The following is a 26,249-nucleotide window of genomic DNA, read 5'->3' as shown; positions in this document are numbered from 1 at the left end:
TCTTGGCCCAGCGATCAGCACGATCGCATCAAACAGGCCGGACATATGGATGACAGCGATCCGAACCGTTCCACAAAGCTCTTGTGCCACGGGGGCCGTCCACATATGGGGTCCTGGACGCTTGGCAGTCATTTGACCGGCCCCACAGAGAGCATAGCGAATAGAGCACCATCACCCTCAATTTGCGCCGTTTCTCGGCTGGTCGCGTACCCGTAAGCCAGTTCAACGTTTGCTTCGGAAACGTGCCATTTCCAGCGCGTGGGCTGTTGAGGCGTCACGGTGACCTCTAGCAAGCGAGGTGTGAAATAGGTTTTCATTTCCTCAATTTGCGCCCTAACCGATCCAATTCCTAGACATGATGTCCAGCTGCCACAATCCAACGGAACGAATTGAAAGCTCTGCCTCTCGATGAGACCATCCGGCTTCGATAGGTCTCACGCGCTATTCGTGACCCGTCGCTTTACCTTAGCCCGAGGTAACCGGCCGATATCCTTGCTAGGTGACGGTGACCTGCGGCAAAGGCGGCTTGCGCTCTGGAAGCTTTTTCTTCGGAGGCGCCGGCAGCAATCCTTCGCGGATCGCCTGCTTCCGAGCGAGCTTGCGGGCCCGACGAATGGCCTCCGATCTTTCTCGCGTCTTTCTTTCCGAAGGCTTCTCATAGGCGCGGCGTTGCTTCATCTCCCGGAAGACGCCTTCGCGCTGCATCTTTTTCTTCAGGACTCGAAGTGCCTGGTCGATATTGTTGTCGCGAACAAGGACGTGCATCAAAACTCCTCGGTGGCTGCGAACTAGAACAGTCCTGCACGCAGCCTTCGCGCATGGGACGTTCACGAATATTAGGATGAGAGTAACGGCGTAATTCTTCGTCGGCTTCGAACAAGCCGGTCTGCTCGCCATGCCGATACGCCTAGTAGAATGACCGGATCACTGCCGCGCGGCCGTGTCAATTGATTAAGCTCCCCCGGCGGGCCCGTTCGATGCCCTCGATCAGCAGCAGAGGCCCGAACTGAAACAAATAAGCCCTCTCCCTTGTAAGTCCTGCACATAGTGTGTATGTTGAGACTATTCGATTAGCCGCTGTGCCTTGTTGAACGCGCCCGCGGGCTCCTTTTCCAAAGACATCGACGAAGTTGAAATCGCCGCGTGACTGTCACGCGGTACGCGCTCGTGCGCTTTGGAGATGAAGATGACGACAGGTACTGTTAAGTGGTTCAATAGCCAAAAGGGCTTCGGCTTTATCCAGCCGGAAGACGGCAGCAGCGATGTGTTCGTTCACATCAGCGCGGTCGAACGGGCTGGTCTTTCGAGTCTCGCAGAGGGCCAAAAGGTCCACTACGAGGTGAAGGCCGACAAGATGCGGGGCAAAGTCAGCGCCGAGAGCCTTTCGCTGGCGTGAGTTTCGTCGTGTCGTTTCACGGATGTACTGAAACGGCCATGCTGCCCGCTCGATCTCAGGATTGAGCGGGTTTTGCTTGTTGGAAAGTGGGTGAGGATGAGCGTCAGGAAGCCGGCGGAATCATCACCGGAAAGCGTGGCGCGTGCCAACCGAAAGCGATTGGCCGCTGAAGAAGGAGCGCGCGCGATGGCGGAGGTCGGAAGACAGGCCATCCAGGTTCGCAAGAACATGGCGCGACTTCGAGAGCTCCGCGAGACCCGGGAAGCCGCCGTTGCATCGCGTCTGGCATCGTTGCCGGCGCCTGCGTCAAAGAAACGCGCGAGGAAGTTGCCGCGATAGTCAGCTTCGACAGCGGTCGATGAATGTGCCGAGGACCAAGCCTCACCAAGCCGGAGCATGCAGATCGTGCGTAGAGCCAAGTCACACGGCGACGGAACAATAACGTTCTCTCTTGCGCTCGGCGCAGCTCGACAGATGTGCCGGCTCACAACGACATTTCAGACAGACAAGCAAGCCCTTGGTTATCTTCATAAGTACCGGACGGAGCTGGAGCAGATGGCGCGGGCGCGCCTTGCCTCGGGGCAGCTTGAAGACGGGATCGTCGTGCTCTCGATGCTCTAGCTTTGGCCGGGACCGCGAGATGCGCCAGGCTATTTGAAGCGTCGTCAAGCGATTTCGCGTGCCAAAGCGTTTTGCTTTTGGGCTTCCGCTATTTTCCGGCGCTGTTTTGATGCCTCGATCATCTTCGCTTTCTTTAGCCTTTTTTCCTTTTCTCCGAGAGGAAGACGCCCAACCCGTTAGTTGAACGAATTTCATCATGGTAGGTTGTTCCCCACCGGCTGAGGCTGTGCCCTTAGGCGTCGGTGGCTGTACGGAGCACTCATGTGCAAGCAGTGCGACGAGCTTCAGATGCAGATCGACATGTTTCGACGCGCACTCGGTCAGCGTTTTGACCCGCTCACTACGGATCGTCTCAAGGCTAGCCTTGCTGAGATAGAAGCGAAGAAGGCTGCGCTGCATCCAGAGACGAAGTGAGGCCGCCTCTCAGTTGGCTTCGTTAGGAACGACCTTTCAAGCAAAGACGCTGAGAGAGGCCCGCAAACCTCCGAGCTTGTGCCATCCAGCGGAACGCCCATCATCCGACGCGCGCTCGGCGGTGGGCCGGTTCCAGTTTAGGATCGCCTCAGCAGACGAGCCTCTAGTCGCTTCTCTCCTCTTCCAGAGAGCAGCATAAGCTTCAAGCGGCTCGGCAGACGCTTGGCATCTCCTCTCAATCACGGCCGAAAAGCGACTGTTCGATCCTCATCCAATGCGCCCCTCATTGCGCCCGGCTGGACTGCCGCTCCGTTCCTGCGACAGCCATGCAAAATGAAATAGGGACCGCGTCTTGGCGGCCCCTGCCGGATAATCGAAAAATGATCTTGATGAAATAGCCCGGTATCGGACCCTATACCCCTCTAGCCCCCAAGCAGATTCCGTAGAAACACGGCGAAACAAAGAGGTCCCAGCGCAACAGCTGTTGGCGTATGCCAACTCTCGCAGACGCTTTATCTGCTATTGTTGGCGTGGACGCGAATTGCAGAGATGCGCTCTGACCGTTCTTGAGTCCGCCGCCGTCTTCGGGATCACGGATTTGCTGATGGCCAATTTCGCCCGCCATGAAGCATGACATAGCGCCGGCCGCATACTGGACGTGCCGCTCTTCACCCTGGCGTACGATTTTGTGCTGCGGCAACGGCATGATTGCGGGCGCGGGCGACATGGAGGCGCTCACCCCGGCGAAGCCCCGCTTGGCGGTACCATCAAGCCAGCGAAATCGTATAAGATCGTAGCTTGTCGCACAAAATCGTAGATTGGTAGCGGGGGAGCACCCGCCCCCCGACCTTCATTTGTTTGCGAACTGCGGCTCGGCGCCAGAGCGAACAATGCTGAAGGATCCCGTCCGTCAACGCGAATTCCGCGAACGCCCTTCGCGCGATCATCTAGCGAAGAAATCGTACAAGATCGTGCTCTAGCGTGGAAAAGCCGAGTTTGGTGCCCAGGGAGGGAAACTTACGCAATCACCGACGGCGCCGCCGTTCTGGGTTGGGTCGCGCTTCCCCAGGTTTCAGGATTGACGCCGGCTAGATATTTCCATAAATCTGGATATATGGAAACAGACGAAGCCGTCCTGGCGCTCGCCGCCCTGTCTCAACCGACCCGTCTGGAGGCCTTCCGGACACTGGTCCGGCACGAACCTGACGGCCTTGCGGCCGGCGACCTCGCCCGCCTGTTGGAAGTGCCGCCGAATACGCTCTCGGCGCATCTGTCGATCCTGACCCGCGCGCGCCTGGTGACATCCGAACGGCGCAGCCGCTCGATCGTCTACCGCGCCAACCTCACCGAATTTCGAGACGTCGCGGTCTTCATGCTTCGGGACTGCTGCGGCGGACGGCCGGAAGTTTGCCAGCCGGTCGTCGAGAGTCTGCAATCTTGCTGCTCTCCAAAGCGAAAGGAGCGAAGCCGTGCCTGATCACCCGTACAATGTTCTGTTCCTGTGTACCGGCAACTCGGCGCGCTCGATCCTCGCCGAGTCGATCCTTCGGAAGGACGGAGCCGGACGCTTCCAGGCCTTCTCAGCCGGTAGCACGCCAAAAGGCACGGTACACCCGCTGGCGCTGCGCACACTCGAGAGCATGGATTATCCCATTGACGCGATGCGCTCGAAAAGCTGGTTGGAATTCGCCGCTCCCGATGCGCCGGTGATGGATTTCGTCTTCACAGTTTGTGACAACGCTGCCGGTGAGGCCTGCCCCGTCTGGCCGGGTCAACCGATGACCGCGCACTGGGGCATCGAGGATCCCGCCGCGGCCGAAGGCACAGATCTGGAGAAGCAGGCGGCGTTCATCACCGCGTTCCGCTACCTGAGGAACCGGATCGACACCTTCGTGAGCCTCCCCTTACGAAGCATCGACAAGCTCTCGCTCGGCACCAAGCTGCGCGAGATCGGCCGCTCCGAGGGGGCGACACATCAAACACCAAAGGCCGGCTGATGGACACGTTCGATCTTTCGCGGCGCCTGGCCGCCGAAGCGCTCGGCACAGGCGTTCTCGTCGCCACGGTCGTCGGGTCCGGTATCATGGCCGAGACGCTGACCAAGGACGTCGCTCTTGCCCTTCTCTGCAACACGCTGCCGACTGGCGCGATCCTCGTCGTGCTGATCACCGTCCTCGGACCGATCTCCGGCGCCCACTTCAATCCGGCCATCACGCTGGTCTTCACCGGCAAGCGCGAGCTGCCGCCCCAGGAAGCCCTGCTCTACGTCGTCGCGCAGATCGCCGGCGGCATAGCCGGCACGATGGCGGCTCACCTGATGTTCGCCCTTCCCCTGATCGACTTCTCGATGAAAGCCCGCACGGGCGGCGCGCAATGGTTCGCCGAAGCCGTCGCCGCCTTCGGCTTGGTCGCCACCATCCTCGCCGGGATCCGCTTCCAACGCACTGCCGTCCCCTGGCTCGTCGGCCTCTACATCACGGCGGCGTACTGGTTCACCGCCTCGACCTCGTTCGCCAATCCGGCGGTGGCGATCGCGCGTTCGTTGACGAACACCTTTTCGGGCATTCGCCCGGTGGACCTGCCGGGCTTCATTCTCGCCGAGCTGGCCGGCGCATTCGCCGGCATGGTTCTGATGAACTGGATGCTGGGGCGGCCGAAGGCGCGCGGCCCGGTACCGATCGCGGAGACACCAAGATGACCGTCACGATCTATCACAACCCCGACTGCGGCACGTCCCGCAACACCCTGGCCATGATTCGCCAAAGCGGCGAGGAGCCGACCGTCATCGAATACCTGAAGACGCCGCCGAGCCGCGAGAGGCTGGTCGAATTGATCGCGGCCATGAGAATCCCGGTCCGTGCCCTGCTGCGCGAGAAAGGCACTCCCTTCAAGGAGCTCGGACTCGGCGATCCGAAGTGGACTGACGACGATCTGCTCGAGTTCATGGTGAAGCATCCGATCCTGATCAATCGCCCGATCGTCGTCACGCCGAAAGGAGTGAAACTCTGCCGGCCGTCCGAAGCTGTGCTGCAGATCCTGCCGAACGGCAAAATCGGTCGGTTCGTGAAGGAAGACGGTGAAGTGATTGATGCCTGGGCTGCCCGACCTGCCGAACCTCTCTTCGTCCGCCGTATCGCTTCCCGATCTCGCCCGTCTAAGGCCGGTACCGTCCACGCATAAACCGCGCATCCTGCTGTTGTACGGATCCCTGCGTCAGCGCTCGTTCAGCCGCTTTGCAGCCGAAGAAGCTGCCCGCCTCCTGGGGGCGTTCGGCGCCGAATGTCGGATCTTCAACCCGTCCGGTTTGCCGCTGCCGGACGATGCGCCGGCGGATCACCCGAAGGTGGTCGAATTGCGCGAACTGTCGGCCTGGTCCGAAGGGCAGGTCTGGAGCAGTCCGGAGCGCCATGGCAGCATCACCGGCATCATGAAGGCCCAGATCGACTGGATCCCACTGGCGATCGGGGCCGTGCGCCCGACCCAGGGCAAGACGCTCGCGCTCATGCAGGTGAGCGGCGGCTCGCAATCCTTCAACGCGGTCAACCAGCTTCGCATCCTCGGCCGCTGGATGCGCATGATCACGATCCCGAACCAGTCTTCCGTGGCGAAGGCCTACGAACAGTTCGACGACGCGGGACGCATGAAACCGTCGCCCCACTACGACCGCATCGTCGACGTGATGGAAGAACTGATGAAGTTCACGCTGCTGACGCGCGATTGCTCCAACTACCTCACCGACCGATACAGCGAACGCAAGGAAGAGGCGGCCAAGCTGCAGGAACGGCTCGCCTTGCAAAGAGCTTTGTGAGGCGGGGCGGCCCCAATGCTCGGTAGGGGCCGCTGCCCTCAAGCCCTGTAGTCGAGCGACTTGAAGCTGAGATGCTTAACGCCCTCCGGCGCATCCGCGAGCTTCCGGATGTTCGCCCAGGTCTGCTTGTAGTTCGGGATGATGAATTCATTCACCCCGGGTGAGACGACGTTTCCCTGCACGCCGGTTGCCTGGGCGAAGAGCATGAACGTTTGCTTCGGCTTGGCGGTCGGCGTCGGATAGACCATGGCCTGGGTCGATCCGTTGTCGTTGTAAAGCTCGACCAGATCACCGGGCTTGAGCCGAAGCTCGTCCATGTCCTGCGGGTTCATCTGGAGGTAGGGGTACGGCATCCGATCCGCGACGAACTCGTTGTCCTGGTCGAGATAGGAACTCTGCCAGGTGACATTGGCGCGGCCGTTGTTGATGAGGAACGGGAATTTCTTCATCTCGGCTTCTTTGCCGGGCGCTTGCAGGCCGCGCCACTGCGTCTCCATGAACTTGGCCTTGCCGTCCTTGCTGTTGAACTTGCCGTCGGCGTAGAGCCGCTTGGTGCCGAGTATCCGCTCGGTGCCGCTCGTTGCCGGCGACGCCGCCGTTGACGCGGTAGCCCCAGTCGTTTGGACCGGCTCCTTGCCGCGGGCGCCTTCAATGGCCGGTCCCTTCAGGACCTCTCCGGTCTTTGTCCCAGTCGACGTGCCTGCGGCGATGGGACCCGTTGTTTCGAGTCCAACCGCCGGCTCCTGGAAGCCGTTGGTCCCCATGGTGCGCAACCGGGCATACGTCACGAACTCGCCGCCCTTCTCATGCTGATGATAGCCGTCCATGAAGGCATCTTCTTCGGTCTTCCAGTCGAAGCCCTTGAAGCGGTCGGCGATATCGGCTTTGCCCTGCTCGCGCAGCACCCGCTCCATGTTGTTGGCGATGCGTGCCGCGATCAGGCAATCGGGCATCGCCTGCCCCGGCGGGTCCATGTACTTCTCGGTCAGGCGCATGCGGCGTTCGCCGTTCATCGACGTGAGATTGGCCTCGCCGGCTGTCGCCGCCGGCAGCCACACGTGGCTGGCCTCGCCGATCTTGGTCGGTACGATGTCGACATCCACCGCAAACAGCCCGCCCTTCTTGATGGCGTCGACGATCGCGTTGATCATCGCAGGCCGGTCGCCGTAGGACGCCGTCATCATGGCGTCCTTCACCATGTCGGTGCGCTTCTTGTAGGCCTGCTTGAACTTGAACGCGTTCAGCGTGGTCTTGTAGTGGTCGCATCCCCAGATGTGGTGGACACCGCCCTTGCCCTCGATCAGGAGTTGGTCGACGTACGCAGCGGGTCGTCCAACATGCGCATCGGAAGGCCGCGAGTAGCCTTCCTGGTGCCCGCCCATACGGACGCAACCGCCGCCGGGCCGACCGATATTGCCGGTTGCGAGCGCGACGTTCACCAGGGCGCCATTGGTGCGGTAGTTGTCGTTGCCCCAGATCAGGCCCTTCTCGTACGCGAACATCGTTCGCCGACGTGCATTGGCTGCCTTGGGCTGCGCGATCCACTCGGCGGATTTGCGAATTTCATCGGCGGACAAACCCGTGATCGTCGCGGCCTCTTCAAGGCTGATCTTGTTGGCGGCCTTCATCTGGTCGAAGTTCGTCGTCGAAGCGTCAACGAAGGCTTTGTCGACCCAGCCCTTGTCTACGATGTAGGTCGTCCAGGCATTGAACAACGCGAGGTCGGTGCCGGGATTAATCGCCAGGTGCATGACGTTGTCTTTGCCGGCTTCGACCTCGCAGGCGTTAACGGTCACCGTTCGACGCGGATCGACGATGATGACCTTGGCGCGCTCCACCGGCTCCGAGCCAAACTCGGCCTTCTTCTTGTCCAGCGAGGTTCCGCGCAGGTTCGGGACCCAGTGATTCAGGAAGTAGTTGGTCTGGGTCTCGAGCGCGTTGGTACCGACCGCGACGATCGTGTCGGCAAGCTCGGCATCTTCGTAGCAGTTGTTGAGCTCTCCCACGCCCATGTCGCGGGTGGCGTGGACTTCCGAGTTGTACGCCGGCCGATTGTGAATCCGGATATTCTTCACCTTCATGGCGCCGAAGTAGAGCTTTCCGGTGCCCCAGGTATTCTCATAGCCGCCGCCGGCGCCGCCATGGTCGAACGCCGAAACGAACAGGCCGTCCTCGCCCATGTCGTTGATCACTGCGACCGTCACGCGGGCGACGAGGTCGAGCGCGTCGTCCCAGCTTGTGGGCTGCATCTGCCCATAGCGCCAGACCATCGGATCCGTGAGGCGCTGCAACTGCGTATTGCGCTGCTGGGAGTAGCTCATCTCCGCCATGCGAGCGCCGCGAATCGAGCCCAAACCCGAGTTCACGACGCAGTCCTTGTCGGGCTTGATGACGATGTGCACATCTTGCCCATTCTGGCGCACGATGTTGTACATCGAAGGCGAATACCAGGCTGCGGTCTCCGCGCCCTGCTGCTTGCTCAGATCCGCACCGAACTTGTTCTGATTGGGCGCCGTCCCGCCCTGTTTACTGGTCGACCAAGTGTAGGCCTTGTAGCCGCATCCGACGATGCAGTAGTGGCATGTAACGTTGGATTCCTGGGCGTCCGCGGGGATGATCGGGAGCCGGTCGATTTGACGCTTGTAGGCCATGGTCGTTCCTCCCCCTTAGAGCACGTTGGAAAGGCGGCCGTAGAGCAACTCGTCCACGCCTTCGGCGTAGATGTCGCCCTTGTCGTCGACACGGAGCACGTACTGCGGGAGGTTTTGCGTGGCCTGACCCCAGATCTGCTGGCCACCCGCCTCGCAGTCGAAGCGCGAATAGTGGCCGGGACAGTTCATGGCCCGATCGGCTGCGCTGTAATTGAGGGTGAAGCCCTTGTGCGGGCAGATGGTCGTGAAGCCGACGATGTCGCCTTCGGTACCGACCCCGCCCGGCACCTGCTTGCCGAGCTTCAAGAGCACGCCAGGAGCGTTGTCGTCGGGATAGGAGACGTTCAGCGGCTCGTTGGGCTTGAGATCCGTGACGTTAGCCAGACGATTGACCGGATAGTCTACCCTTGCAGCGGCCGTCGCAGCTTGGGTGGTGGATGGCGAGATTGAGCTGACGGCAACGCCGGCGGCGGCAAGACCCGCCCCGCTCATGAAGCGACGGCGGCCGACATCGACCATACGATCGCAGCGCGACATGGTGAATGCTCCTCGGGTTCGCCAGTACGCCTACTGGCGGGTGTTTCCTCGAAGATCGGACCGGTACGCCTACCAGCCGGAGCGCTCGTTATTCTGTCGCAAGCCCGTCACATCGAAGAACTACGATGTGTCGAGACGTCTCGACATATTCAATAGTCGAAACGTACTGGCTTGTCACCTGCTCCGTGGGTTAAAGATGATGCACCTTGATGAATCGCGCGGAGATTACGGAATGCGGAAGTCCATGCTGGCGGTTGCCAGCCACGCCAGCATGAGGCCGGCCGAAGGAAGTCTGACGGAGCCTCACGCGATTTCCGCTCTTGCTGCGCTTGCTCAGCCCACGCGCCTGGCGATCTTCAGGCTGCTCATCAAGCACGAGCCGGTCGGCATCACCGCCGGCGTGATTGCCGATACCATTGGCGCGCCGCACAATACGCTTTCGTCGCACCTGGCCATCCTGGTGCGTGCGGGGCTGCTCCGTAGCACGCGCGAGGGACGCACGATCATCTACCGCTCAAACGTCGAGGGCATGCGGTCGTTGATCGCCTTCCTGGTGAACGACTGTTGCGACGGACATCCCGAGCTCTGCAATCTGGTCGCGGCTGACGCAACAGCCTGTTGCGCAGCCACCCCGAAGGCCCGAAGCGCGAAGAAGGTCGTCAAGCGCAAGAGTTGACCGCCGGGGCCGATCTCTTGGACTTCGTTGGGACTTTCCGTTCAGACTATCGCGGGCTTTTCTTTTTGGCGCGCATGCTGCAGTGAGCGCCGGCCGGCTTGTCGGTCACAGCATTGCGGGCCTAGTCGACAGGCTCTTGATCTCGATTGGGGCGAAATCCGCGAGCGCTCTTCGCGCATCATCTGCGAACCCAATCGTGCTAGATCGTATTCCAGCGTGGAAATGGTGCCCAGGGGCGGCGCCGCAATGCGAGCCTAATACATTGTAACCACAAATGTTTTTCAAATAGACCGATTTATCCTACCAACGCCGATACCAACAATTTGAGGACGTCGTCGGACGACTTCAGTGAGAAAGCGGTGCCAGGAATGTGCCGGGCGATACATCAGGCATATATTATCGCGCTTGGGCACGGGAGAGTTCGCTGGCCGATTACTATCCTTTGATCTTACGCGCAGTGCAAGGCTTGGACCCCAACGCTCCGAGCGCGAGCCGCCGCGCGCTCTATGAGCGCGCAAGAGCCGCGCTGAATTCACAGTTACGGGGCGTCCAACCGGCGCTATCCGAATTGGAGGCCACACGCGAGCGGTTGGCATTAGAAGAAGCGATCCGGGAAGTTGAGGCCGAAACTCACCTAGCAAACCCGAGAGGAGGCCTCGAACAGAGCCCTAGTGATCCACTCGCTGAACTCGCTCGGCTAATCGGACAGATGGATCCGTTCGGAACGTCGGCCAACACCGAACCACGTCCTGCGGGAACTGCACAGCAGCCTCTTGATACGCTCACATCGAACGAGCCGATCGTCACCGCTGGTCCACCCCAGTGGCTAGAAGACGTGCGCAGAAGAATGAGAAACGTTGTCGACGAGATTTATCCCCCAGCCGTGACTTTGGAGCCGCCGACGCCTCCAATCGAGGTGATACCGGAACAAGACATTGCCAACGCGATCGCGTTTCGGCCCTCGCGCCGCGGTCCGTTGGAGTTGCTGCCCGACCCACCGAAGGACCCGCACGACCCCGAACAGTCACAACTGTATTTGCGCGTTCGTCAGCAACTGGAAAAACTGCAAGCAGACATCCCCAGCCAAGAGCGCGCTCAAATAGACGATGCCGTAAATGACTTTTTGGCGCAGCCCGCGAGTTGGCAGCAAGTCGAATTCAAGAAGGTCTTGTGGCTTTGCGGAAATGCGCTCCGAAACATCCTCGCACAACACGACGCAGTAAAAGACAACCCCGAACCGCATTATTCCAAACTACCTCCGTCTGTCGCGGAGGCGATGCGTCGTCCCGTTGAAGCATGGAATGTATTCGTTCTCGGCGATCCCGATATGGCGGGCTTGGATGAGAGGAGGCTGGGACCTCAAGAGCAGCGGTCGATCGTAAACGACATCAAGATCGCCAGACCAATCGTCGAAAGCGCTTCCGCGGATCGCAATATTACGACGGAGCAAACCGCTAAGGTCTTGGATGCGGGTCTACATGCCGCGTCCACAACGGCAGACAACATCAACGCCAGACAAGCGCAACAAGTCGTCGCTGGCACCGTTAGAAACCTGATTACACAGCTCGTTCGCCGCGCCTATTTGACGTGCCTAGCTATTGCTGAACCGAAGAGCGACGACGATCGAGCACTCGTCGAAGAATATAAGAAAGGAATTGCCCGCGGCGCAGGAAACGGCCTTGCAACTGCGGCAGTTAGCGCAACGATAACAATCGCCGCGCCACACGCGGCGTCTTTCTTCGATTTTGTCGTTCAGCACGCCGGAGCGATCAAAGAATATTTCGCGATTGCATCCCACAGTCCGCAGCTAGTTCAAGTGATAGATACCATCGAATACGTTCGTCTGAAGCTCACTTCCGAGAAACAATAGCTGCGACCATTAGGTCTCACTGCATTTTCTTTCGCCCCGAAATTCTGTCCACTGTCGCAACCCTGCTCGATCCCTGAAAAGGTCGGTTCGCCCTGCTAATTCTTCCTGCCGACGAACGACCTTTCGCATCCTGGTCGCACCGGCGCCACTCCCCGCTAGTCCAAGCCAGAACGCCAAATGGACGCCTCGTGGGTCTGGCCGCAGGACACCTTAGATTGCGTTACCGCGGCGACCATTGCGGTTGGGTGGACGTGCCCCGCATTTCCGACAGTCGGGTTCCGACTAAAGTCGGCACATGTCGGGCGCCTGACCTCTAGTTGATCGCGCCGGAAATCGCAAAACCGTGGTCGGCGACACTTTTACAATCGTTTTCAATATCTTAATTCAAGTTTACGATAGTAAGGGGCGCTTTGCGGGCGAAGCATTTCGCAGGAAGGGCCCGTTGGCGCACCGTTGTTCACAGGGAAGCACCCTTCGTAGCAGTGTCGCCACCCTAGAATATTCGTATAGGTTGTCCACCATGGCCAAGAGCGACCTCCTTATCTCACTCGTGCGAGCCGGCGCCGCCGGCGACAAGTCCATGCTGCGCTCGACTGTGGAAGCGCTCGTGGCGGATGAGCGCGCTAAGAGCCATCACGCGGTCGCGGACAGGCTCGAACGGGCGTTGCAGGCGGTCTCCGTCACGCCACCAAGTTTGGCCACATCTCAGCGATCCGTTCACGCGAACGGCCGTGATACGATTTTGGAAGTCACAGCGCGCATTTCGATTGACGACTTGGTGTTGCCGCTTCCGGCGAGAGCCGAAGGACTTCAATTGATCGAAGAGCACGTGCGCGCAGATGTACTTCGAGCCAACGGATACGAGCCGCGGCATCGCATTCTGCTATCTGGCCCCCCTGGAAACGGCAAGACTTCCTTTGCAGAAGCGATCGCCGAAGGCCTCGCCTTACCGTTCTTTGTTGTTCGCTACGACGCATTGGTCGGAAGCTACTTGGGCGAAACGAACGCGCGCCTTCGCGCGCTCTTCGACTACGCGCGCACTCAACCGTGCGTCCTGTTTTTCGATGAGTTCGATGCGATCGGCAAGGAACGCGGAGATGACCATGAGACCGGAGAAATCAAGCGCGTTGTTTCGTTCTTATTGATGCAAATCGATAAGCTTCCGAGCTACGTTGTTACTATCGCGGCAACTAATCATGCCGAATTGCTCGATAGGGCCGTCTGGCGTCGCTTCCAGTTAAAACTGTCATTTCCAGCGCCGCAAATTGCGGAGATCGCTCGCTATATAGAACGCGTCATTGCCAGCTGGCCGGAGCGGCCGACGCTGACACCTAACGCACTCGCGCAAAAAATTGAAGCGACCTCGTACGCAGAGGTCTTGGATTTCCTCCAGAATGTCAGGCGCCGGCAAATCTTGGGTTTGGGGGAGGTCTCGATAAACTCTGCGCTTTCTTCCGAGTTCGCCAATTGGTCATCAAGAGTAAAGCCAGAGAACATTTATGGTGGGCGATCCAACGAAGCCGCTACTGCGGCTACAGCCGGGCAACCAAGAAGCAAGGCCGACAGGCAGACAACAGGCGATACCTAGGCCCGCCCCCTTTTCTCCGGCCACTCAGAACGCTGCGTTCGGCCCCCGCTTTCGGCGGCTTGAACAAGCATTGGCCAGAGACCCATCTGGATTGACGCTACGTACTGATCCCTCCGCGTTGGCTCCGGAACGACTACTGGTGTTCGAAGTTCGAGGCGCCGTCGCAAATTTTGCGACCGCAATTCGAAGGGTGCCCGGCCTCGAACTGATTGACGAAGAAGAGCTTGAGGGCGACGACAAAGACAAGTCTCCGGAAGCGTACCTGCTCGTGCCGGATGCTGTGGCGTTGCACAACATCCTCTCGCTTTGGAAGCGGTGGACCACTGGACAGGAGCTTGGAACCGGATTTGCTCCGTGGCGCGATGTTTTCGCGACCCTTCGCGAAATCAGAGTTTGGGGGCCGAGCGACCGTGTCCAAGAGGGCGATCGCGAAATTTTAGCTGGAGAGATCGAATTGATGGGAGAAGATCAATCTCTCATCATCGAAATTGAGTTGGTTTTTCGCGCGTCAGAGGAGCTAGCGGCAGAGACGGAACGGACTGTAAACGGCGAGATTGCTGCAGCTGGGGGTGCGCTTATTTCAAGGTGCCGCATCCCCGACATCGCTTACCATGCGATCCTTGCGCGTCTACCGGTGGCTGCGATCCGACAGATCGCGGAACGCTCGCCATCTGGCATTAGTGGCTTGGATGCCGTGATGCATATTCGGCCACAGAGTGTCGCACTGCCGGTGGAGGTAGATGACACTGGCGAACAAGCAGGCCTCATTCCCCCACCGCCTGGTAACGAAGAGCCAATCCTAGCCATCTTGGATGGGGTTCCTGTCTCAGAGCATCCGCTGCTTCGTGGCCGACTGAGTATCGACGACCAGTTCAATCTTGAACCGCTTGCGGTCGTGGAAGAAAGAACTCATGGCACAGCGATGTCTTCGCTAGTTGTGCATGGCGACCGGAACGTCGGTGAACCGCCGTTGGGACGCCGTATTCATTGCGTGCCGGTGCTCGGTGAGGCTGATCAGTTCCCTCAAGACCGGCTAGTCGTTGATTTAGTCTATCAGGCCGTAACGGCAATGCGTCGAGACGCCGATCCAACTGCTCCGTCTGTCCTAATAGTGAACCTCTCGCTAGGAAATGTGCGAAAGCCATTCCAGGGGCGCCTTTCGCCCTGGGCGCGACTTATCGACAGATTGTCACACAGCTACGGAATTTTGTTCTGCGTGAGCGCTGGCAACCATGCTGAGCGGTTCGATATCACTTCGATCGCCACGATGGCCCAGTACGAAGCGACGACACAGCCCGATCGCGCAACGCGCACACTTGAGGCACTATCTCAGTTGGTTACATCGCGGCGGCTGCTCTCGCCTTCCGAAACCGTCAATGGAATTACCGTTGGCGCAGCGAACATAGATGCCGTCAGCGACGCGCAACGGCGGACCGCACGAAACCGCGTCGATCCGTACCATCCGATGGTAACTGCCAATCCCTCTAGTAGCTTGGGTCCGGGGTTCGCGAACAGCGTCAAGCCTGACATCCTGATGCCGGGCTCTCGTGAGCATTTGAGTATGGTTGCAAGTGGAGCAGGGCTGAGTGTCCGTCCGGCGGGACCGGCTCGACCACACGGCCTCAAAGTGGCGGCGCCACCGCGGGGCGGTGCCGCCGGCATGGAGCACTATACCAACGGCACAAGCGCTGCCGCAGCGCTGGCATCTCGCACTGCTCACAGAATACATGACGCACTGGAAGCAGAATACGGCGAACAGTTTCTCGCGCTATCTCTTCATCAACGAGCAGTCATCCTCAAGGCCCTGCTCGTTCATACTGCGGTGTGGCCAATAGATAGCGCAGAACTCATTAGAAGCGTACTTGGCCCAGCCAATCCTAGGCAACACGTCAGACAGAGAGATAATATCCGCCGGTTCCTAGGGTATGGCGTGGTGGACGCGAGCGATGCGATTTATTGCGCTTCCGATAGAGCGACCTTCTGGGCAAGCGGATCGCTCGCCCCAGAGACCCGGCGCCCCATTGTCGTTCCGCTACCGGTATGCATGAGCGGACAGGCTCTTCCGCACTCCGTAAGTGCGACCCTTGCTTGGTTTACCCCAGTGCAGCCCGGCCGACAATCATATCGGTCGGTGAGGCTGTCGCTACTTACATCCGAAGATATCGACCAATTTCGGGTATTACCTGCGAAATCACAGCCCGACACCAATCAGGCAGGCAGAGGCACGGTATTTTCTAGACGGTGGGAGGGGAGCAAGGCTCCTGCTCTAGCTCAAAATTCTGCGGTGGAGCTTGTTGTACAGCGTGAACCTGATCGCGGCGCGCAGATCGACGAGTTAGTTCCTTTCGGCCTCGCCGTCACTGTCACCATGCCGAGCGTTGCCGAAGTATATAGCCAAGCCCGGGCCAGAATTACACCGCCCGTCCGCGCTCGCGCGAGAACGCGCTGATCCCAAGTGCCAATATCGGATATCCCTTCAAGGGCAGCCATCTGATCGCGCTGCGAGTAACCAAAGATTTCAGCTGACGATGAATAATCGAACAAGGGCATTGCCCGTCGTTGCAACGATAGTCGGAGCTTTCGCGAGCCTCCATCTAACCGCGGCTTTTGCAGGCGAGAACTCAGCCAAGACGCCAGAGTGCAAGGAAATTACAACTCGCCTCGTCGAGCAAACCGGCGCCCGCTTCGATCACCTCTCCCCATCGGGCGGAAGCGTCTTCTTTTCGAACCCAAGGATGGTCCTGATCTGCGATCCGAAGTTTATCACCTATGTATCGCTAACGTGGAATTCGAGCGGATACCCTTCAAACGAATGGTTTACCGTGCTGGCGAAGGCCGGCGCCGCTGTGACCGGCGCCGCTCAAAAACCATTGGAAGACGCCGCTCATCGCTGCCACCGAGCCGCACTAAGGGATAGAACCGAACTAGCGGAAGCAAATCTGAATGACGCCAAGATCGATTGCCAGGCCTTCACGCGAGACGGCGGCGGTGTCGTGATCAATGTCGGCAAGCCAGATCCGAAGTGACCTCCTACGAAGTTCCGATGGCAATCCGTTCAAGCTCACGAATACGCTGCCAAATGAGAGCGATCTCACGCGACAGTTGTTGATCCAATTCACGCGCAGTTTCTTCCCAACTCTCTCGCGCCTCATCTAGCTGACGGCGCCTAGGCAAATGCTCTTCCTTGGGGATGTCCTCTTCCCATTCGTAGTCAAGGCCCGAGGTTTTCTGGCGCATGATTTTAGCGAGGTCAGAAAGACCAGATCGCAATTGCTCCAGTGCTGAAATTGCGTTGAGCCGGCAGTTTTGCGAAGCAGACGCACGTGGATTGCGTTCGCTGTAGAGCTTCATCGAACGCAACGATGCACGGCAAGCACTGGTAAAATCGAACGCCTTTTCTGGCCAAGAGGCGTAGATTTCGTCCCATGGAGCGTTGTCGTACTCCCAAAGCAGCCCATCAATTCGAAGGTCGTCGACGGCCTTCCTGACGATCTCTCGCTCGGCCTCCAGCGAGACGGCCGCCTTAACAATCATCGAAACGGCAGCGGCAGCCGATTGGCGGCGTTGCTCTGCTAGCTGGCTATAAACGGGTCGGACTGCGAGGTATGCCGCCAGCAACGCAACTATGGCGGCAATGAGCGTCTGCCACTTTTCCAACCCGGTCCAGAAGTTATCGGCAAACAACGGCCCGGCAATCCCAGTCCAAGCAATGAGAGCGCAGCTGGACACAAGCAATGCAAAGGCGATCAAGTCGGAGGGAGGTTTGCGCATGTTTTTGACCGAGGAGAAGTCTTGCGAGTATGTAATCGTATATTGCCGCCACGACGGTTAGGATTGATTAAAGCGTAAGTATCGGGGTCGCGCGCCGGTTCGTCGCAGCCCCCAGATATCCACACCCACTAGCCGCAGTAGCCAACTGGGCACCCAGACCTCAACGAATTGACGATTTGCCAGCCGTCACCAGCCCGGGTTTCATGGTGCTATGGGTAGCAAATCGCGAGAGGGCATATACGGCGGCGCAGTTCGCGCCAAGGAAGAGCGCGCAGCGGAAGCGCGCAAGGCTGCCGATCGGCTCGCTTGCGAGGCATGGACTGCCCGCATGCTGGCGTTCCAAGGGCCAGCGCAGCCGTCCCCTGTCCTAGGCGATGCACTCAACGCCGGCTATCGCTACCTCGAAGTGAAGTGCCTAGGCTGCGACACTCATCAGACGGTTGCGCTCGATATCGTGCGGCGGCCGAAGTCGACGCCAATCCACGAGTTGGAACGCTACATGCGGTGTAAACTCTGTTCTGAACAGCGCGGCTATCCGTTCAAGCGCAGCCATCTGATCGCGGTGCGCCCGACCAAGATATCAGCTAACGATCCGCGATCGACGTGGTGGCCGGGCGAGCGCTGAGATCACACTGACGCGAGGAATACGATGCAGATTTGGGTACACACAGCTGATGCCGAAACAGAGGTCTTCAGTAGCAATCTTGCTGCCGAAGAATGGGCAGCGAGCAATGGTTCTCCGGAACGAAGGATCATCGAGAAGCGGATGGAAAACCGTATAAGTCAGCAACCCCCCATCAAGCGCGTCACTGTCCGCGCCGCTGAGGATGGCTCATTCACGAGCCAGCGAGGCGGCAAGGGCGACTGCGTAATTGCGTCCGTAGCAACCGCCCTCAAACTGGACTACCAAGCTGTCGCTCAAGCCTTCGATGTCGCATTGGATGAGAAGGGCGTTCCGGTGCTCACCGGCGGCATCTATGATTTCAGCATCTTTGGGGTGCTTCTAAATCTGGGCTGGCTCACTTGCCCCTTAATACCGTCTGAACTTGATGACGACCCGACCCAATCAAGCGTGAGACAGCCCAGCCGCGATGAGATCAGAGAATTGATCAAGGGCCGGCGCGCCATCATCTGCTACAACGATGAGACCGCCAACTTCCACGCCATCGCTTGGAACGGCGAAGAGGCGATCGATTGTTCGGATGGAATGATCATCGATGTATCCGAACTTTCGTTTCAGCACGTACTGGTTTTTGAAAAGTCCGATCGAGCCGCCTAGCGGGATGAGCACTGTGTCGCATTTTTAGAGTAGCAAAGATGGCAACACTGGACTTCAGCGAACTGAGCAGCAAGCCCGTAGGCGAGACGTTCGAAGGCCTCATACGCATGGTTGGAGAACGATTGGGCGTGACCGTTTCGTGGACTGGCCGGGGCGCGGATCAAGGCCGCGACCTTGTCTTTGTCGAAGCGCAATCCGGCCGAATTGGATCAACTCCCGTTCGTTGGCTTGTAAGCTGCAAAGACAATTCTAAGTCCAATCAAGCCGTTTCAGAACAAGAGGTCGGAAGCATCGTCGACAAGGTGCGGCAGCATGGTTGCGATGCCTTCTTGTTGGCAACAACGACGACGGCCGGGACTGCGCTCAAGGCCAAACTCGATGCTCTTGCGAGCAATGAACGCGACCGCATCCAAACTAAAGTCTGGGATCGCTTCGAACTGACGCGTATGCTGTTGTCGGACCAGTTCGCCGATTTGTTGCGGCAATTTTTCCCGAAACAAAACGCGCAAAACGCCGTCAGGGAGTTAGACGCCGCCCGGCAAAAGGTGGAAGCGTCCGTTCCAAGGCAAGTCGTCGGCGCGATTAGACGCCACCTCGTCCCGCATAGCGAGCGATACGCTTCTTTAACAGGCGCAGCCGTTTGGCCCCACGACGCCGATCAACAGAAGATTATTGATCAATTGCGAGCGATCATCGTTAATCGCCCTCTTTCGCCTCTAATTGTGCCGAGACTAGACGAGCTTCACTTCGACGCATTTCTAGCGCTCGCGGATCGCGTGATCCGGACCTTTCCAACGCAAGCTTACGACTACCTTTTGTCGTATGCCCAGACGACTACGGACAATAGTCGACTTTTTAATCTGATCGAACTCTTACGAGAGTTCGATCAATTCTCTGACGACTTGGAGCAGTCAATCGCAGCTCGATGCGACGAAGAGACCCTTTGGGACCTGTATCATGAAACTGTCGAGGAGGGCCTAACCGACACTTCGTACTGGGACGCGGACTTACCAAGCGAGATCGCGCAATTCCATCAGAACATCGAGATCGTCAATATTGAGGTTGATGATCTGCAATTTAGCGGCGGGGATGCCGTAACGTTCAGTGCCACATTACGGCTCGATGTAAGTGGAAGCACAGATGAGGGCGAACATGGTTATCCGACCGAACAAAAGAGCTTCTTGTACAAAGTGTCTGGGTATCCCGACGGCGCTCGCGTGAGCATCGACGACGTCAAATTTCGATATTGAGCAAATGTGCAACCTCTATTCCATCACCACCAACCAAGCCGCGATCGCCGCCCTATTCCGCGTCGTCAATCGTTACGTAGGCAATCTGCCGGCGATGGCCGGCGTCTTTCCGGACTACCCTGCTCCCGTTGTTCGCAACACCGACGCCGGGACTGAACTCGCGCTGATGCGTTGGGGGATGCCGCCACCGCCGCGAACAGGAGGGCCGCCGGTGACCAACATCCGCAACGCGTCATCCCCGCACTGGCGCGGCTGGCTAAAGCCGGAAAACCGATGCCTTGTGCCGTTCAACAGCTTCGCCGAATACGCGCCTGAACCGAACCCAGCGACGAAAAGGAAAGACGTCGTTTGGTTTGCGCTGAACGACGATCGGCCGCTGACGGCGTTCGCCGGCATTTGGTCAGTATTCAAGGGCGACCGCGGCACCAAGTCAAAGCCGATCGCCGGCCCTCACAACGTCTACGGCTTCCTGACGACGGCGCCGAACGCCGTCGTCGCGCCGATCCATCCGAAGGCCATGCCGGTTATCCTGACGACTGAGGAAGAACGCGACGTCTGGATGCGGGCGCCATGGGATGAGGCAAAGGCGCTGCAACGACCCTTGGATGATGATGCACTCAAGATCGTCATGCGCGGGGTTGATAAAGAGGACCGCGTGGTTGCCTAACTTCCCAGTACGACCTTGAAGGCGGGCGTCGGCAAGCTCTTTCGCACGGGACGACAAATGGACTAACCTATGGTTGTGAATGCAACTCGGTTCGGGGGCTCACATGCCTAAAGCGAGGATAGTGTTGCATGGCCAACGATGAGCATGTTTCCTTACTCTGGCAGGGAGTGGCCGCTTGGAACGCATGGCGTCAGAATAATCCCGAAATTAATCCTGACCTCGCTGGAGCATGCTTTAGCGAGGCGAACCTAAGCGTTATTGACCTTTCGGGGGCGGACCTCTCCGGTGCTAACCTCAGCAAGTCGTGGCTCGATCAAGCCAAGCTCAACGGGGCAAATTTCAGCAGGGCGGACCTCAGCGGCGCGAACCTAAGCACTGCGGACCTCTTTGGCGCGAACCTAAGCGGGGCAAACCTCGAGGGATCGAACGTTTGCCAAGCAAGCCTTGTGTGGGCGAACCTCGGCGGAGCAAACCTTTGCAATGCGATCTTGGTGGGGACGAACTGCCAGGGTGCAAATCTCAGCGGCGCTAACCTTGCCGGGGCGTGGCTCGAGGGTGCCACTTTGGTGGACACGGACCTCAGGTCCGCTGATCTCACTGGCTGCCGCATCTATGGTGTATCCGCATGGGGTCTTAAGCTGAGCAGCGACACCAAGCAGAAGAACTTAATCATCACAACTCTGGGCGAGGCCGTGATCACGGTCGACAACATTGAAGTCGCGCAGTTTATCTACCTAATGTTTCATAATCAAAAGCTCCGTGAGGTGATCGATACCATCACTTCAAAGGTGGTGCTGATCCTTGGCCGCTTCACAGATCAGCGCAAAGCGGTCCTCGAGGCGCTACGTGACGAACTGCGAAAGCGTGACTACTTGCCGATCCTCTTCGACTTTGAGAAGCCTCTGAGCCGCGACACGGACGAGACGATCACGCTGCTCGCTCGGATGGCAAGGTTTGTCATTGCCGACATCTCTGACGCCAAATCCGTGCTGCAGGAGTTGCGCGCTATCGTGCCAGACCTCCCCTCGGTGCCCGTGCAACCAATCATCGTCGCGATACAGGAGGAGCCGGGCATGTTCGACTTCTACCGAAACAGGCCATCGTTCTTGGCGGTCCACCGCTACGTCGATCAAGAGCAATTGCTTTCTGACCTCGGCGACAAGGTAATCCGGCCCGCTGAACTAAAAGTTCTGGAGCTTCGAGGTTAGATCGCGTACGTGGCGCCGCCGTTGAAGTGCCTATAAGGAAACCCCTAGCCCTTCTCCCGTCTTCGACGCCATGGCGCCCGAAGCAAATCGCCTTAAGGATTGAACCGGTGAAACTCCCGTTTTGCCCGGCCATCTTCCCGGTTGTACCCGGTCGCGGTCTTCCGATACTCAGAGCAGACCGCAGGCAGCGCCAACTGCCTGCGGTCCTGACCTGCAACACGATAGGATAGATCATGCAGCAAGCTGCCAGCACCATACCCCAACTCTTTCACGGCTATCAAATTGCGAACGCTGAAAAGCGCCGCGTCTACGCAAGAGCCGAGCAAGCTGCCGACAACGACGAGGCGGCCGATGTCGCCTGCGATGCAGCACACGCGGCTGCGGAGACTGTCGCCGATGCCATTTTTGCCACGCCGTTTGCGTCCCCTTCCGATATTGCAACGAAGGCTCAATTGCTCCTTGCGCGCGGTGATGATCCAGCTGACCTGTTCCACTATCGACCAGACGATCTTGTGCGCTTCCTAAAGGAAGTCATCGCCTTCGCCCAACGATGACGAACGCCGAGCGCACCGAGCGCGTTGGAGCGCGCAGTAAGCTCACGCTGGGCGCCCCGCGCCGGTGCGGAAAGCGTTGGCCCACGATCCCGAAGGCTCGTAGGCGCGTCTGGGGCCGCCTGCGGAAGCACTGCCGCCGCTACGGGCCGGAAGCCGGGGTCCATTTTGACGCGCGTTGGTGGCGCATCTGGGACCGCCTGAAGCGCGCCGCGATCGAAGCGGCCGCGGGGATCAGCTGATGGTCGACGGGCTTCCATATTGGCCGGCGGCGCTGCGGCTGGATCAGGCGGCCGCCTATTGCGGTCTGAGCGTCCCGACGTTTTCCGCAGTCTGCCCGGTCAAGCCGATCGAATTCACGGCGTCCAGCCGAGGCCGGCGTTACCTGCGTGCCCGGCTGGACGAATGGCTTGACAATCTGGACCCCAACCCGAAAGAGCCGCCGCGACGCAAGTTCGGCGACATGATCGGCGGTCAGGGCCGCTCATGACAAAGCGTTTCCGCCCTCTACACGAGTTGCCGCTTTTCGCCGGCGAGGAAGATTTGGCGATGGCTGTCTTAGGGCCGGGCCAGCTACGGCATTGGAAGCAGGTCGTCCAACTGTTGGAGGAGCGCGGCTTTCCAAGAAGCGACGCGCTGATGAGCGGCCGGTATACGCCAGCCGTCAAAGCCTTCTTCGACCGGGAATACCGGGTAATGGGGCGAGAACAGGTTTCGGCGCCGCATTCGCCCGCGAAGTTGGGGGCGGCACATGGTCGGAGCGCTGAGCAGTTGGGATCATGGCCGGGGTATGGGAAAAGTGGCGGTCGCCGGCGGACTTGAGGCACAGGCAAGCGATAACGGCAGTGTCCCTGCGTTGCCGCCCTCTTCCAAGCATGGCAACCTGCCGGCCAGGTGATTGGGGGGGGGGGACAGATGAAGCGGCTTCAGAAATTTGTTGAGCGCGGCGCCTACGGCGATGGACCCGGCCGAACCGCCTACGCCCTAGATCCTGCGAAGCTGCCCGAACCGAACGCCGGCTTTGAGTGGCGCGTCGTCAGCGACTTCCGGCCGGGTGAAGCGATCTTGGCCGATCAGCGCTTGAAGCCGCTGTTCCAGCGCGCGCTCGAAACCGGCGTCGCGCTTGTGTCGCACGATTGATCGACAAGGATATCACGATGGCCTGATCGGTCATTTCAGCGCCGGCAAGTCAGTAAGATCATCTTGATTGATGCTCTCCGGTTCATCGACACGTCGTTCGTAGTTCGCGGCCAATCGCAAGAGCCGCTTCCTGATGAACGGTTCAGCTTGTTCCGCAATGGCCCGCAGGGTACGTGCTCTCTCTTTGCAAAATTCGTCGTCCATCGCGTCCCGCCGAAATCAATGCGGGATACTGCCACTAAAGCGGCCGGGCTATGTGTGACTTAGATTACATCGTTGTCGGGTTTCTCCGCAGCTCACCGCGTCTTGATAGTCAATGCTCACGTCAGTCGATAACAAACGCGACGCCAATCCAAGCGCCCTTTCGCCAAACGACGTTGCACGAGTAAGTTTTGCTGGGCGGAACGATCAGCGTGAATTGGTCCGGAAGGTGTGACGGCGGATCATCTGCTTTCAGCGCCGCGCCATTCTCTGTGATGTTGCCGACGACACAGCACAGTGACAGGTCACCAACCCTGATCAACGCGTTGTCCAACGATGGATTGCGGACAGACTTTCGTCTGTCGGGAAAGCCAATCATTTACGGGCCCATCAATAACTAATGCAAATCTGATCGATGCTGCGCGGGAAAGATTGCGTTTCTACTAACGATCGGTGGCGCTGCGAGTGCCAAAAGCAGCCGGAGCTTTCGACGCGGCTTCACGCCGTTCGTCGATTTGATCTGCGCTTTCCGCGACGACGCCGCGTCGTTTGGCGATGGGTTCGGGGACGATCAGTCAATCTCGCCGCGTCCGTCGCCCCCGGCGCGGCGGGCTCAGTCGTTGGCGGATCGTCCACTGACCGAAGCGGCGACCTTCGAACGGCGACCGCTGTTTCAAGCGCGGCCAGGAATAGCCGCCCCTCCTCCGTGATTTCCCAGCCCGCACTATCGCGATGCACGAGCTTCGCCGAAAAGATGTTCAGATCGGGCGCATGTTCTGCCAACCGCTTCATGCGATCGGTCCAGTCTTTGCCACTGTTCATCAAGATCGCAACGGCGTGCCGTAGGTCGGCAACGGAGGCCCGTCCGGCGGACTGGCCGGCCAGCACTTTCAAGACGGTCAGTTGGAAGGACACTTCCACGTCTCCGGTCTGGCTGGTCGTGCAGGATGGATGAGATTGGTTAATCGCCAGTCAAGAGCCCGGCGCGTCCTATTCGTCGCCGGGGCGCCGCTCCGCCTACGCCTCGATATCTACGGCGTCCGCTTGTGCGAGAGGAAATTGCGGCTGGATCAGCTCGCCCCCGTTAACCTCAAGCAGCAAGGTTAAGAACTGAATTGCGTTGCTGCCCCTCCGTCTAAGTCCGATCATCGTGCAGCCGTGCGGATCGGCTTGGTTCATGCGTACCGCCCGGTCAGGGGCTGCCGTTCTCCGGTAGAGACTGTGGCCCCGCCCCAACAGGGCGACCCCGATGACAGACACCAGCTGCAAGAGGATGCCCGGCGCAGAAAGCAGCGTCAGCGTCATGTTCGTTTGCGAGGGCTGCATGGCCGTCTACGAAGCCAGCCAAGTACCGCGGCCGGCGACTAAGTACTTCAGATGCGAGCAATGCGACGGCATCGTTTTTCGGTGGTCTGGCAACTACGATTACGTGCAATGGAAGCGCTATCCGAAGGAACAGGGGGTAAGCGCTGACCCTGCCCCTCAACGCGGCCGATCATCCACTGGCGCGCGCTGAATGCCACGCAGCACAGGCAGCCGGCTGTAACGACGCAGAACCTCCTCCCATCCGCCAAGTTTTATCGACCGCTTCGTAAAGCCATCGACCGTCCACGACGCACCCAAGACCTTCTCGCCATCAAATTTCACGATCAAAGTTGCTTCCTGCGCGTCGTCGTCGACACGACGACGCAACGACAGGGCCATCTCGTTGAAACGAAACTCATAGGAGCGAACGCGCCCACCCTCGGGCAAATTGAGATAGCCGCCGTCGCCGTTGCGCCGAAGAATGGCGACCGCAATCCTTACTAGCGACTTGATCCGCTCAGTTCGTTCGACCGTGTTCAAGTTCACCGTTGAGCACCTGAACTTCTGCCGTGATCTTCCCAATGGCCTCAGCGATCGGCATCAGCGTTGCCTGGCGCGTGCTGATCAAAGCGATCGCGATGTCATCGCCAAGCTTCGGGTCTTTGAGGATGGCGGCCACGGCGGTGCAGGCAGCTTCCACAACCGGCACCAAACTGGTATATCGCCGCAGCGTTGCCGCGATGATATCGGCCGCTTCGACGATCGCCGCGTCGTTCAAGTCGGGGTCGGTCGTGTCACGGTCGCGCGCCATCGTGTCACCTCAGAAGAACGTCGTCGGGTTTTTCCCGCGAGGTATCGGCGGGGGCGCCGCCGCGTCAGGGGACGATTGCCCCAGCGAGCCGACGCCGTTCGTGTTGAGCGATCCGGCGATCGTGATCGCCGCCTGTGCTTGCTTCACGACTTCCAGAAGCGACGAACCGGCTTCGACGATCAGCTTGTTCTCAACTTCGCCGTGAACCTCGCCCTGAACGCCGACGTCGACCTTCCCGCCGGTGCCGCCGCCGACGCCGGTCCCGTAAGTCATCGTTGGCGAGACTTCGGGGACTTCCGAAATCATCGGGTAGCCCCACGCGCGGCGGTACATATCGCGCATCGATCCGCCGCGCTGCCGACGAAGTCGCTCGCCGCTTGTCAGGCCCTCGTAACCGGCGTCCTGAACCGACTGATGCATCGCCCAGAGACCGCCGGCGGTGGCTGTCCCAGCTGCGACCCACGGCAGCGCGGCCACGCCGGCGCCCCACAGGGCGGACCCGACG

32 protein-coding genes and 2 pseudogenes are annotated in these 26,249 nt (G+C 59.3%); 23 read left to right on the top strand and 11 right to left on the bottom strand.

The features are described 5' to 3' along the window. Positions 1 to 495: 495 nt before the first annotated feature. Entirely contained in the window at positions 496 to 765 is a 270-nt protein-coding gene (rpsU, locus tag AC628_RS18640) for a 30S ribosomal protein S21 (RefSeq protein ID WP_018269030.1), read from the bottom strand. 421 nt (positions 766 to 1,186) lie between these two features. On the opposite strand from rpsU, the gene AC628_RS18635 reads away from it, so the two are divergent. From AC628_RS18635 to arsH, 9 genes and pseudogenes are all read left to right on the top strand, one after another. Then, positions 1,187 to 1,396, top strand: a complete 210-nt coding sequence (locus AC628_RS18635) for a cold-shock protein (protein ID WP_074128225.1) — start codon at positions 1,187 to 1,189, stop codon at positions 1,394 to 1,396. Positions 1,397 to 1,492: 96 nt separating this feature from the next. Continuing rightward, positions 1,493 to 1,735 carry a transcriptional regulator gene (locus AC628_RS45345; protein WP_074128222.1) on the top strand — a complete coding sequence of 81 codons (243 nt, stop codon included), beginning with the start codon at positions 1,493 to 1,495 and terminating at the stop codon, positions 1,733 to 1,735. A gap of 57 nt (positions 1,736 to 1,792) precedes the next feature. Continuing rightward, positions 1,793 to 2,017, top strand: a complete 225-nt coding sequence (locus AC628_RS45990; RefSeq protein ID WP_074128221.1) for a hypothetical protein — start codon at positions 1,793 to 1,795, stop codon at positions 2,015 to 2,017. 288 nt (positions 2,018 to 2,305) lie between these two features. Continuing rightward, positions 2,306 to 2,431, top strand: a complete 126-nt coding sequence (locus tag AC628_RS45830) for a hypothetical protein (RefSeq protein ID WP_283806588.1) — start codon at positions 2,306 to 2,308, stop codon at positions 2,429 to 2,431. Positions 2,432 to 3,545: 1,114 nt separating this feature from the next. Further along, the gene (locus AC628_RS18615) at positions 3,546 to 3,908 is read left to right on the top strand and encodes an ArsR/SmtB family transcription factor (RefSeq protein WP_074128220.1); all 363 of its coding nucleotides are present in this window, start codon (positions 3,546 to 3,548) and stop codon (positions 3,906 to 3,908) included. Then, a complete protein-coding gene (locus AC628_RS18610) occupies positions 3,901 to 4,428 on the top strand; it encodes an arsenate reductase ArsC (protein WP_074128219.1) in 528 nt (175 codons plus the stop codon). Before AC628_RS18615 ends, AC628_RS18610 begins: the two co-directional genes overlap by 8 nt. Then, complete coding sequence (locus AC628_RS18605; RefSeq protein WP_074128218.1) at positions 4,428 to 5,129, top strand: aquaporin; 702 nt, start codon at positions 4,428 to 4,430, stop codon at positions 5,127 to 5,129. Before AC628_RS18610 ends, AC628_RS18605 begins: the two co-directional genes overlap by 1 nt. Further along, a pseudogene (gene arsC / locus AC628_RS18600) lies at positions 5,126 to 5,524 on the top strand (arsenate reductase (glutaredoxin)); the annotation flags it as partial. The gene AC628_RS18605 and the pseudogene arsC, both read left to right, overlap by 4 nt. Next, positions 5,520 to 6,239, top strand: a complete 720-nt coding sequence (gene arsH / locus AC628_RS18595) for an arsenical resistance protein ArsH (RefSeq protein WP_074128217.1) — start codon at positions 5,520 to 5,522, stop codon at positions 6,237 to 6,239. The pseudogene arsC and the gene arsH, both read left to right, overlap by 5 nt. Before the next feature lie 38 nt (positions 6,240 to 6,277). On the opposite strand, the gene AC628_RS18590 is transcribed toward arsH, so the two are convergent. Then, complete coding sequence (locus AC628_RS18590) at positions 6,278 to 8,890, bottom strand: arsenate reductase (azurin) large subunit (RefSeq protein ID WP_074128216.1); 2,613 nt, start codon at positions 8,888 to 8,890, stop codon at positions 6,278 to 6,280. 15 nt (positions 8,891 to 8,905) lie between these two features. Further along, positions 8,906 to 9,427: an arsenate reductase (azurin) small subunit gene (locus AC628_RS18585; RefSeq protein WP_074128215.1), complete on the bottom strand. Its 522-nt coding sequence runs from the start codon at positions 9,425 to 9,427 to the stop codon at positions 8,906 to 8,908. 232 nt (positions 9,428 to 9,659) lie between these two features. On the opposite strand from AC628_RS18585, the gene AC628_RS18580 reads away from it, so the two are divergent. From AC628_RS18580 to AC628_RS18560, 6 genes and pseudogenes are all read left to right on the top strand, one after another. Continuing rightward, entirely contained in the window at positions 9,660 to 10,103 is a 444-nt protein-coding gene (locus tag AC628_RS18580) for an ArsR/SmtB family transcription factor (RefSeq protein WP_083632989.1), read from the top strand. A gap of 424 nt (positions 10,104 to 10,527) precedes the next feature. After that, a pseudogene (locus tag AC628_RS45340) lies at positions 10,528 to 10,731 on the top strand (hypothetical protein); the annotation flags it as partial. An 81-nt stretch (positions 10,732 to 10,812) separates the two neighbouring features. Beyond that, the gene (locus AC628_RS44070; protein ID WP_168193402.1) at positions 10,813 to 11,973 is read left to right on the top strand and encodes a hypothetical protein; all 1,161 of its coding nucleotides are present in this window, start codon (positions 10,813 to 10,815) and stop codon (positions 11,971 to 11,973) included. Positions 11,974 to 12,493: 520 nt separating this feature from the next. Then, on the top strand, positions 12,494 to 13,561 hold the full coding sequence (locus tag AC628_RS18570; RefSeq protein WP_074128214.1) for an AAA family ATPase: 1,068 nt from the start codon (positions 12,494 to 12,496) through the stop codon (positions 13,559 to 13,561). A 139-nt stretch (positions 13,562 to 13,700) separates the two neighbouring features. Then, positions 13,701 to 16,010 carry a S8 family peptidase gene (locus tag AC628_RS18565; RefSeq protein WP_210190223.1) on the top strand — a complete coding sequence of 770 codons (2,310 nt, stop codon included), beginning with the start codon at positions 13,701 to 13,703 and terminating at the stop codon, positions 16,008 to 16,010. A gap of 100 nt (positions 16,011 to 16,110) precedes the next feature. Further along, positions 16,111 to 16,587, top strand: coding sequence for a hypothetical protein (locus tag AC628_RS18560; RefSeq protein ID WP_074128212.1), 477 nt, complete (start codon positions 16,111 to 16,113; stop codon positions 16,585 to 16,587). A 4-nt stretch (positions 16,588 to 16,591) separates the two neighbouring features. Here the strand turns inward: AC628_RS18560 and AC628_RS18555 are convergent, their stop codons facing one another. After that, on the bottom strand, positions 16,592 to 17,332 hold the full coding sequence (locus tag AC628_RS18555; protein ID WP_074128211.1) for a hypothetical protein: 741 nt from the start codon (positions 17,330 to 17,332) through the stop codon (positions 16,592 to 16,594). A 211-nt stretch (positions 17,333 to 17,543) separates the two neighbouring features. On the opposite strand from AC628_RS18555, the gene AC628_RS18550 reads away from it, so the two are divergent. The 8 genes from AC628_RS18550 to AC628_RS18505 all read left to right on the top strand — a co-directional run bounded on the left by AC628_RS18550 (position 17,544) and on the right by AC628_RS18505 (position 23,427). After that, positions 17,544 to 17,957, top strand: a complete 414-nt coding sequence (locus tag AC628_RS18550) for a hypothetical protein (RefSeq protein WP_074128210.1) — start codon at positions 17,544 to 17,546, stop codon at positions 17,955 to 17,957. A 24-nt stretch (positions 17,958 to 17,981) separates the two neighbouring features. Beyond that, positions 17,982 to 18,611: a hypothetical protein gene (locus tag AC628_RS18545; protein ID WP_143201676.1), complete on the top strand. Its 630-nt coding sequence runs from the start codon at positions 17,982 to 17,984 to the stop codon at positions 18,609 to 18,611. 38 nt (positions 18,612 to 18,649) lie between these two features. Further along, entirely contained in the window at positions 18,650 to 19,861 is a 1,212-nt protein-coding gene (locus tag AC628_RS18540) for a restriction endonuclease (protein ID WP_074128208.1), read from the top strand. A 4-nt stretch (positions 19,862 to 19,865) separates the two neighbouring features. Further along, a complete protein-coding gene (locus tag AC628_RS18535) occupies positions 19,866 to 20,528 on the top strand; it encodes an SOS response-associated peptidase (protein WP_074128207.1) in 663 nt (220 codons plus the stop codon). A 128-nt stretch (positions 20,529 to 20,656) separates the two neighbouring features. Beyond that, on the top strand, positions 20,657 to 21,736 hold the full coding sequence (locus tag AC628_RS18530) for a pentapeptide repeat-containing protein (protein ID WP_074128206.1): 1,080 nt from the start codon (positions 20,657 to 20,659) through the stop codon (positions 21,734 to 21,736). 233 nt (positions 21,737 to 21,969) lie between these two features. Beyond that, positions 21,970 to 22,290, top strand: coding sequence for a hypothetical protein (locus AC628_RS18525; RefSeq protein WP_074128205.1), 321 nt, complete (start codon positions 21,970 to 21,972; stop codon positions 22,288 to 22,290). Positions 22,291 to 22,528: 238 nt separating this feature from the next. Next, a complete protein-coding gene (locus tag AC628_RS18515) occupies positions 22,529 to 22,777 on the top strand; it encodes a hypothetical protein (RefSeq protein WP_074128203.1) in 249 nt (82 codons plus the stop codon). 425 nt (positions 22,778 to 23,202) lie between these two features. Next, on the top strand, positions 23,203 to 23,427 hold the full coding sequence (locus tag AC628_RS18505) for a hypothetical protein (protein ID WP_074128201.1): 225 nt from the start codon (positions 23,203 to 23,205) through the stop codon (positions 23,425 to 23,427). 30 nt (positions 23,428 to 23,457) lie between these two features. Here the strand turns inward: AC628_RS18505 and AC628_RS44065 are convergent, their stop codons facing one another. The 7 genes from AC628_RS44065 to AC628_RS18480 form a co-directional block, all read right to left on the bottom strand. Beyond that, complete coding sequence (locus AC628_RS44065; RefSeq protein WP_168193403.1) at positions 23,458 to 23,631, bottom strand: hypothetical protein; 174 nt, start codon at positions 23,629 to 23,631, stop codon at positions 23,458 to 23,460. Between the two features lie 121 nt (positions 23,632 to 23,752). Next, entirely contained in the window at positions 23,753 to 24,007 is a 255-nt protein-coding gene (locus tag AC628_RS42975; protein ID WP_143201675.1) for a PilZ domain-containing protein, read from the bottom strand. Positions 24,008 to 24,126: 119 nt separating this feature from the next. Next, positions 24,127 to 24,543, bottom strand: coding sequence for a hypothetical protein (locus tag AC628_RS42970; RefSeq protein ID WP_074128223.1), 417 nt, complete (start codon positions 24,541 to 24,543; stop codon positions 24,127 to 24,129). A gap of 102 nt (positions 24,544 to 24,645) precedes the next feature. Beyond that, on the bottom strand, positions 24,646 to 24,933 hold the full coding sequence (locus AC628_RS18495; RefSeq protein WP_143201674.1) for a hypothetical protein: 288 nt from the start codon (positions 24,931 to 24,933) through the stop codon (positions 24,646 to 24,648). A 177-nt stretch (positions 24,934 to 25,110) separates the two neighbouring features. After that, positions 25,111 to 25,479 (bottom strand): hypothetical protein, encoded by a 369-nt coding sequence (locus tag AC628_RS18490; protein WP_074128199.1) that lies wholly within the window; start codon positions 25,477 to 25,479, stop codon positions 25,111 to 25,113. Next, positions 25,451 to 25,744, bottom strand: coding sequence for a hypothetical protein (locus tag AC628_RS18485; protein ID WP_074128198.1), 294 nt, complete (start codon positions 25,742 to 25,744; stop codon positions 25,451 to 25,453). Before AC628_RS18485 ends, AC628_RS18490 begins: the two co-directional genes overlap by 29 nt. 9 nt (positions 25,745 to 25,753) lie before the next feature. Further along, positions 25,754 to 26,249, bottom strand: a 496-nt coding sequence (locus tag AC628_RS18480) for a hypothetical protein (RefSeq protein ID WP_210190222.1), incomplete at its 5' end; no start/stop codon positions are given.

This window comes from Bradyrhizobium sp. NAS96.2, from assembly GCF_001908235.1.
Lineage (GTDB): Bacteria > Pseudomonadota > Alphaproteobacteria > Rhizobiales > Xanthobacteraceae > Bradyrhizobium.
This window is presented reverse-complemented; position numbering and strand designations above follow the sequence as displayed.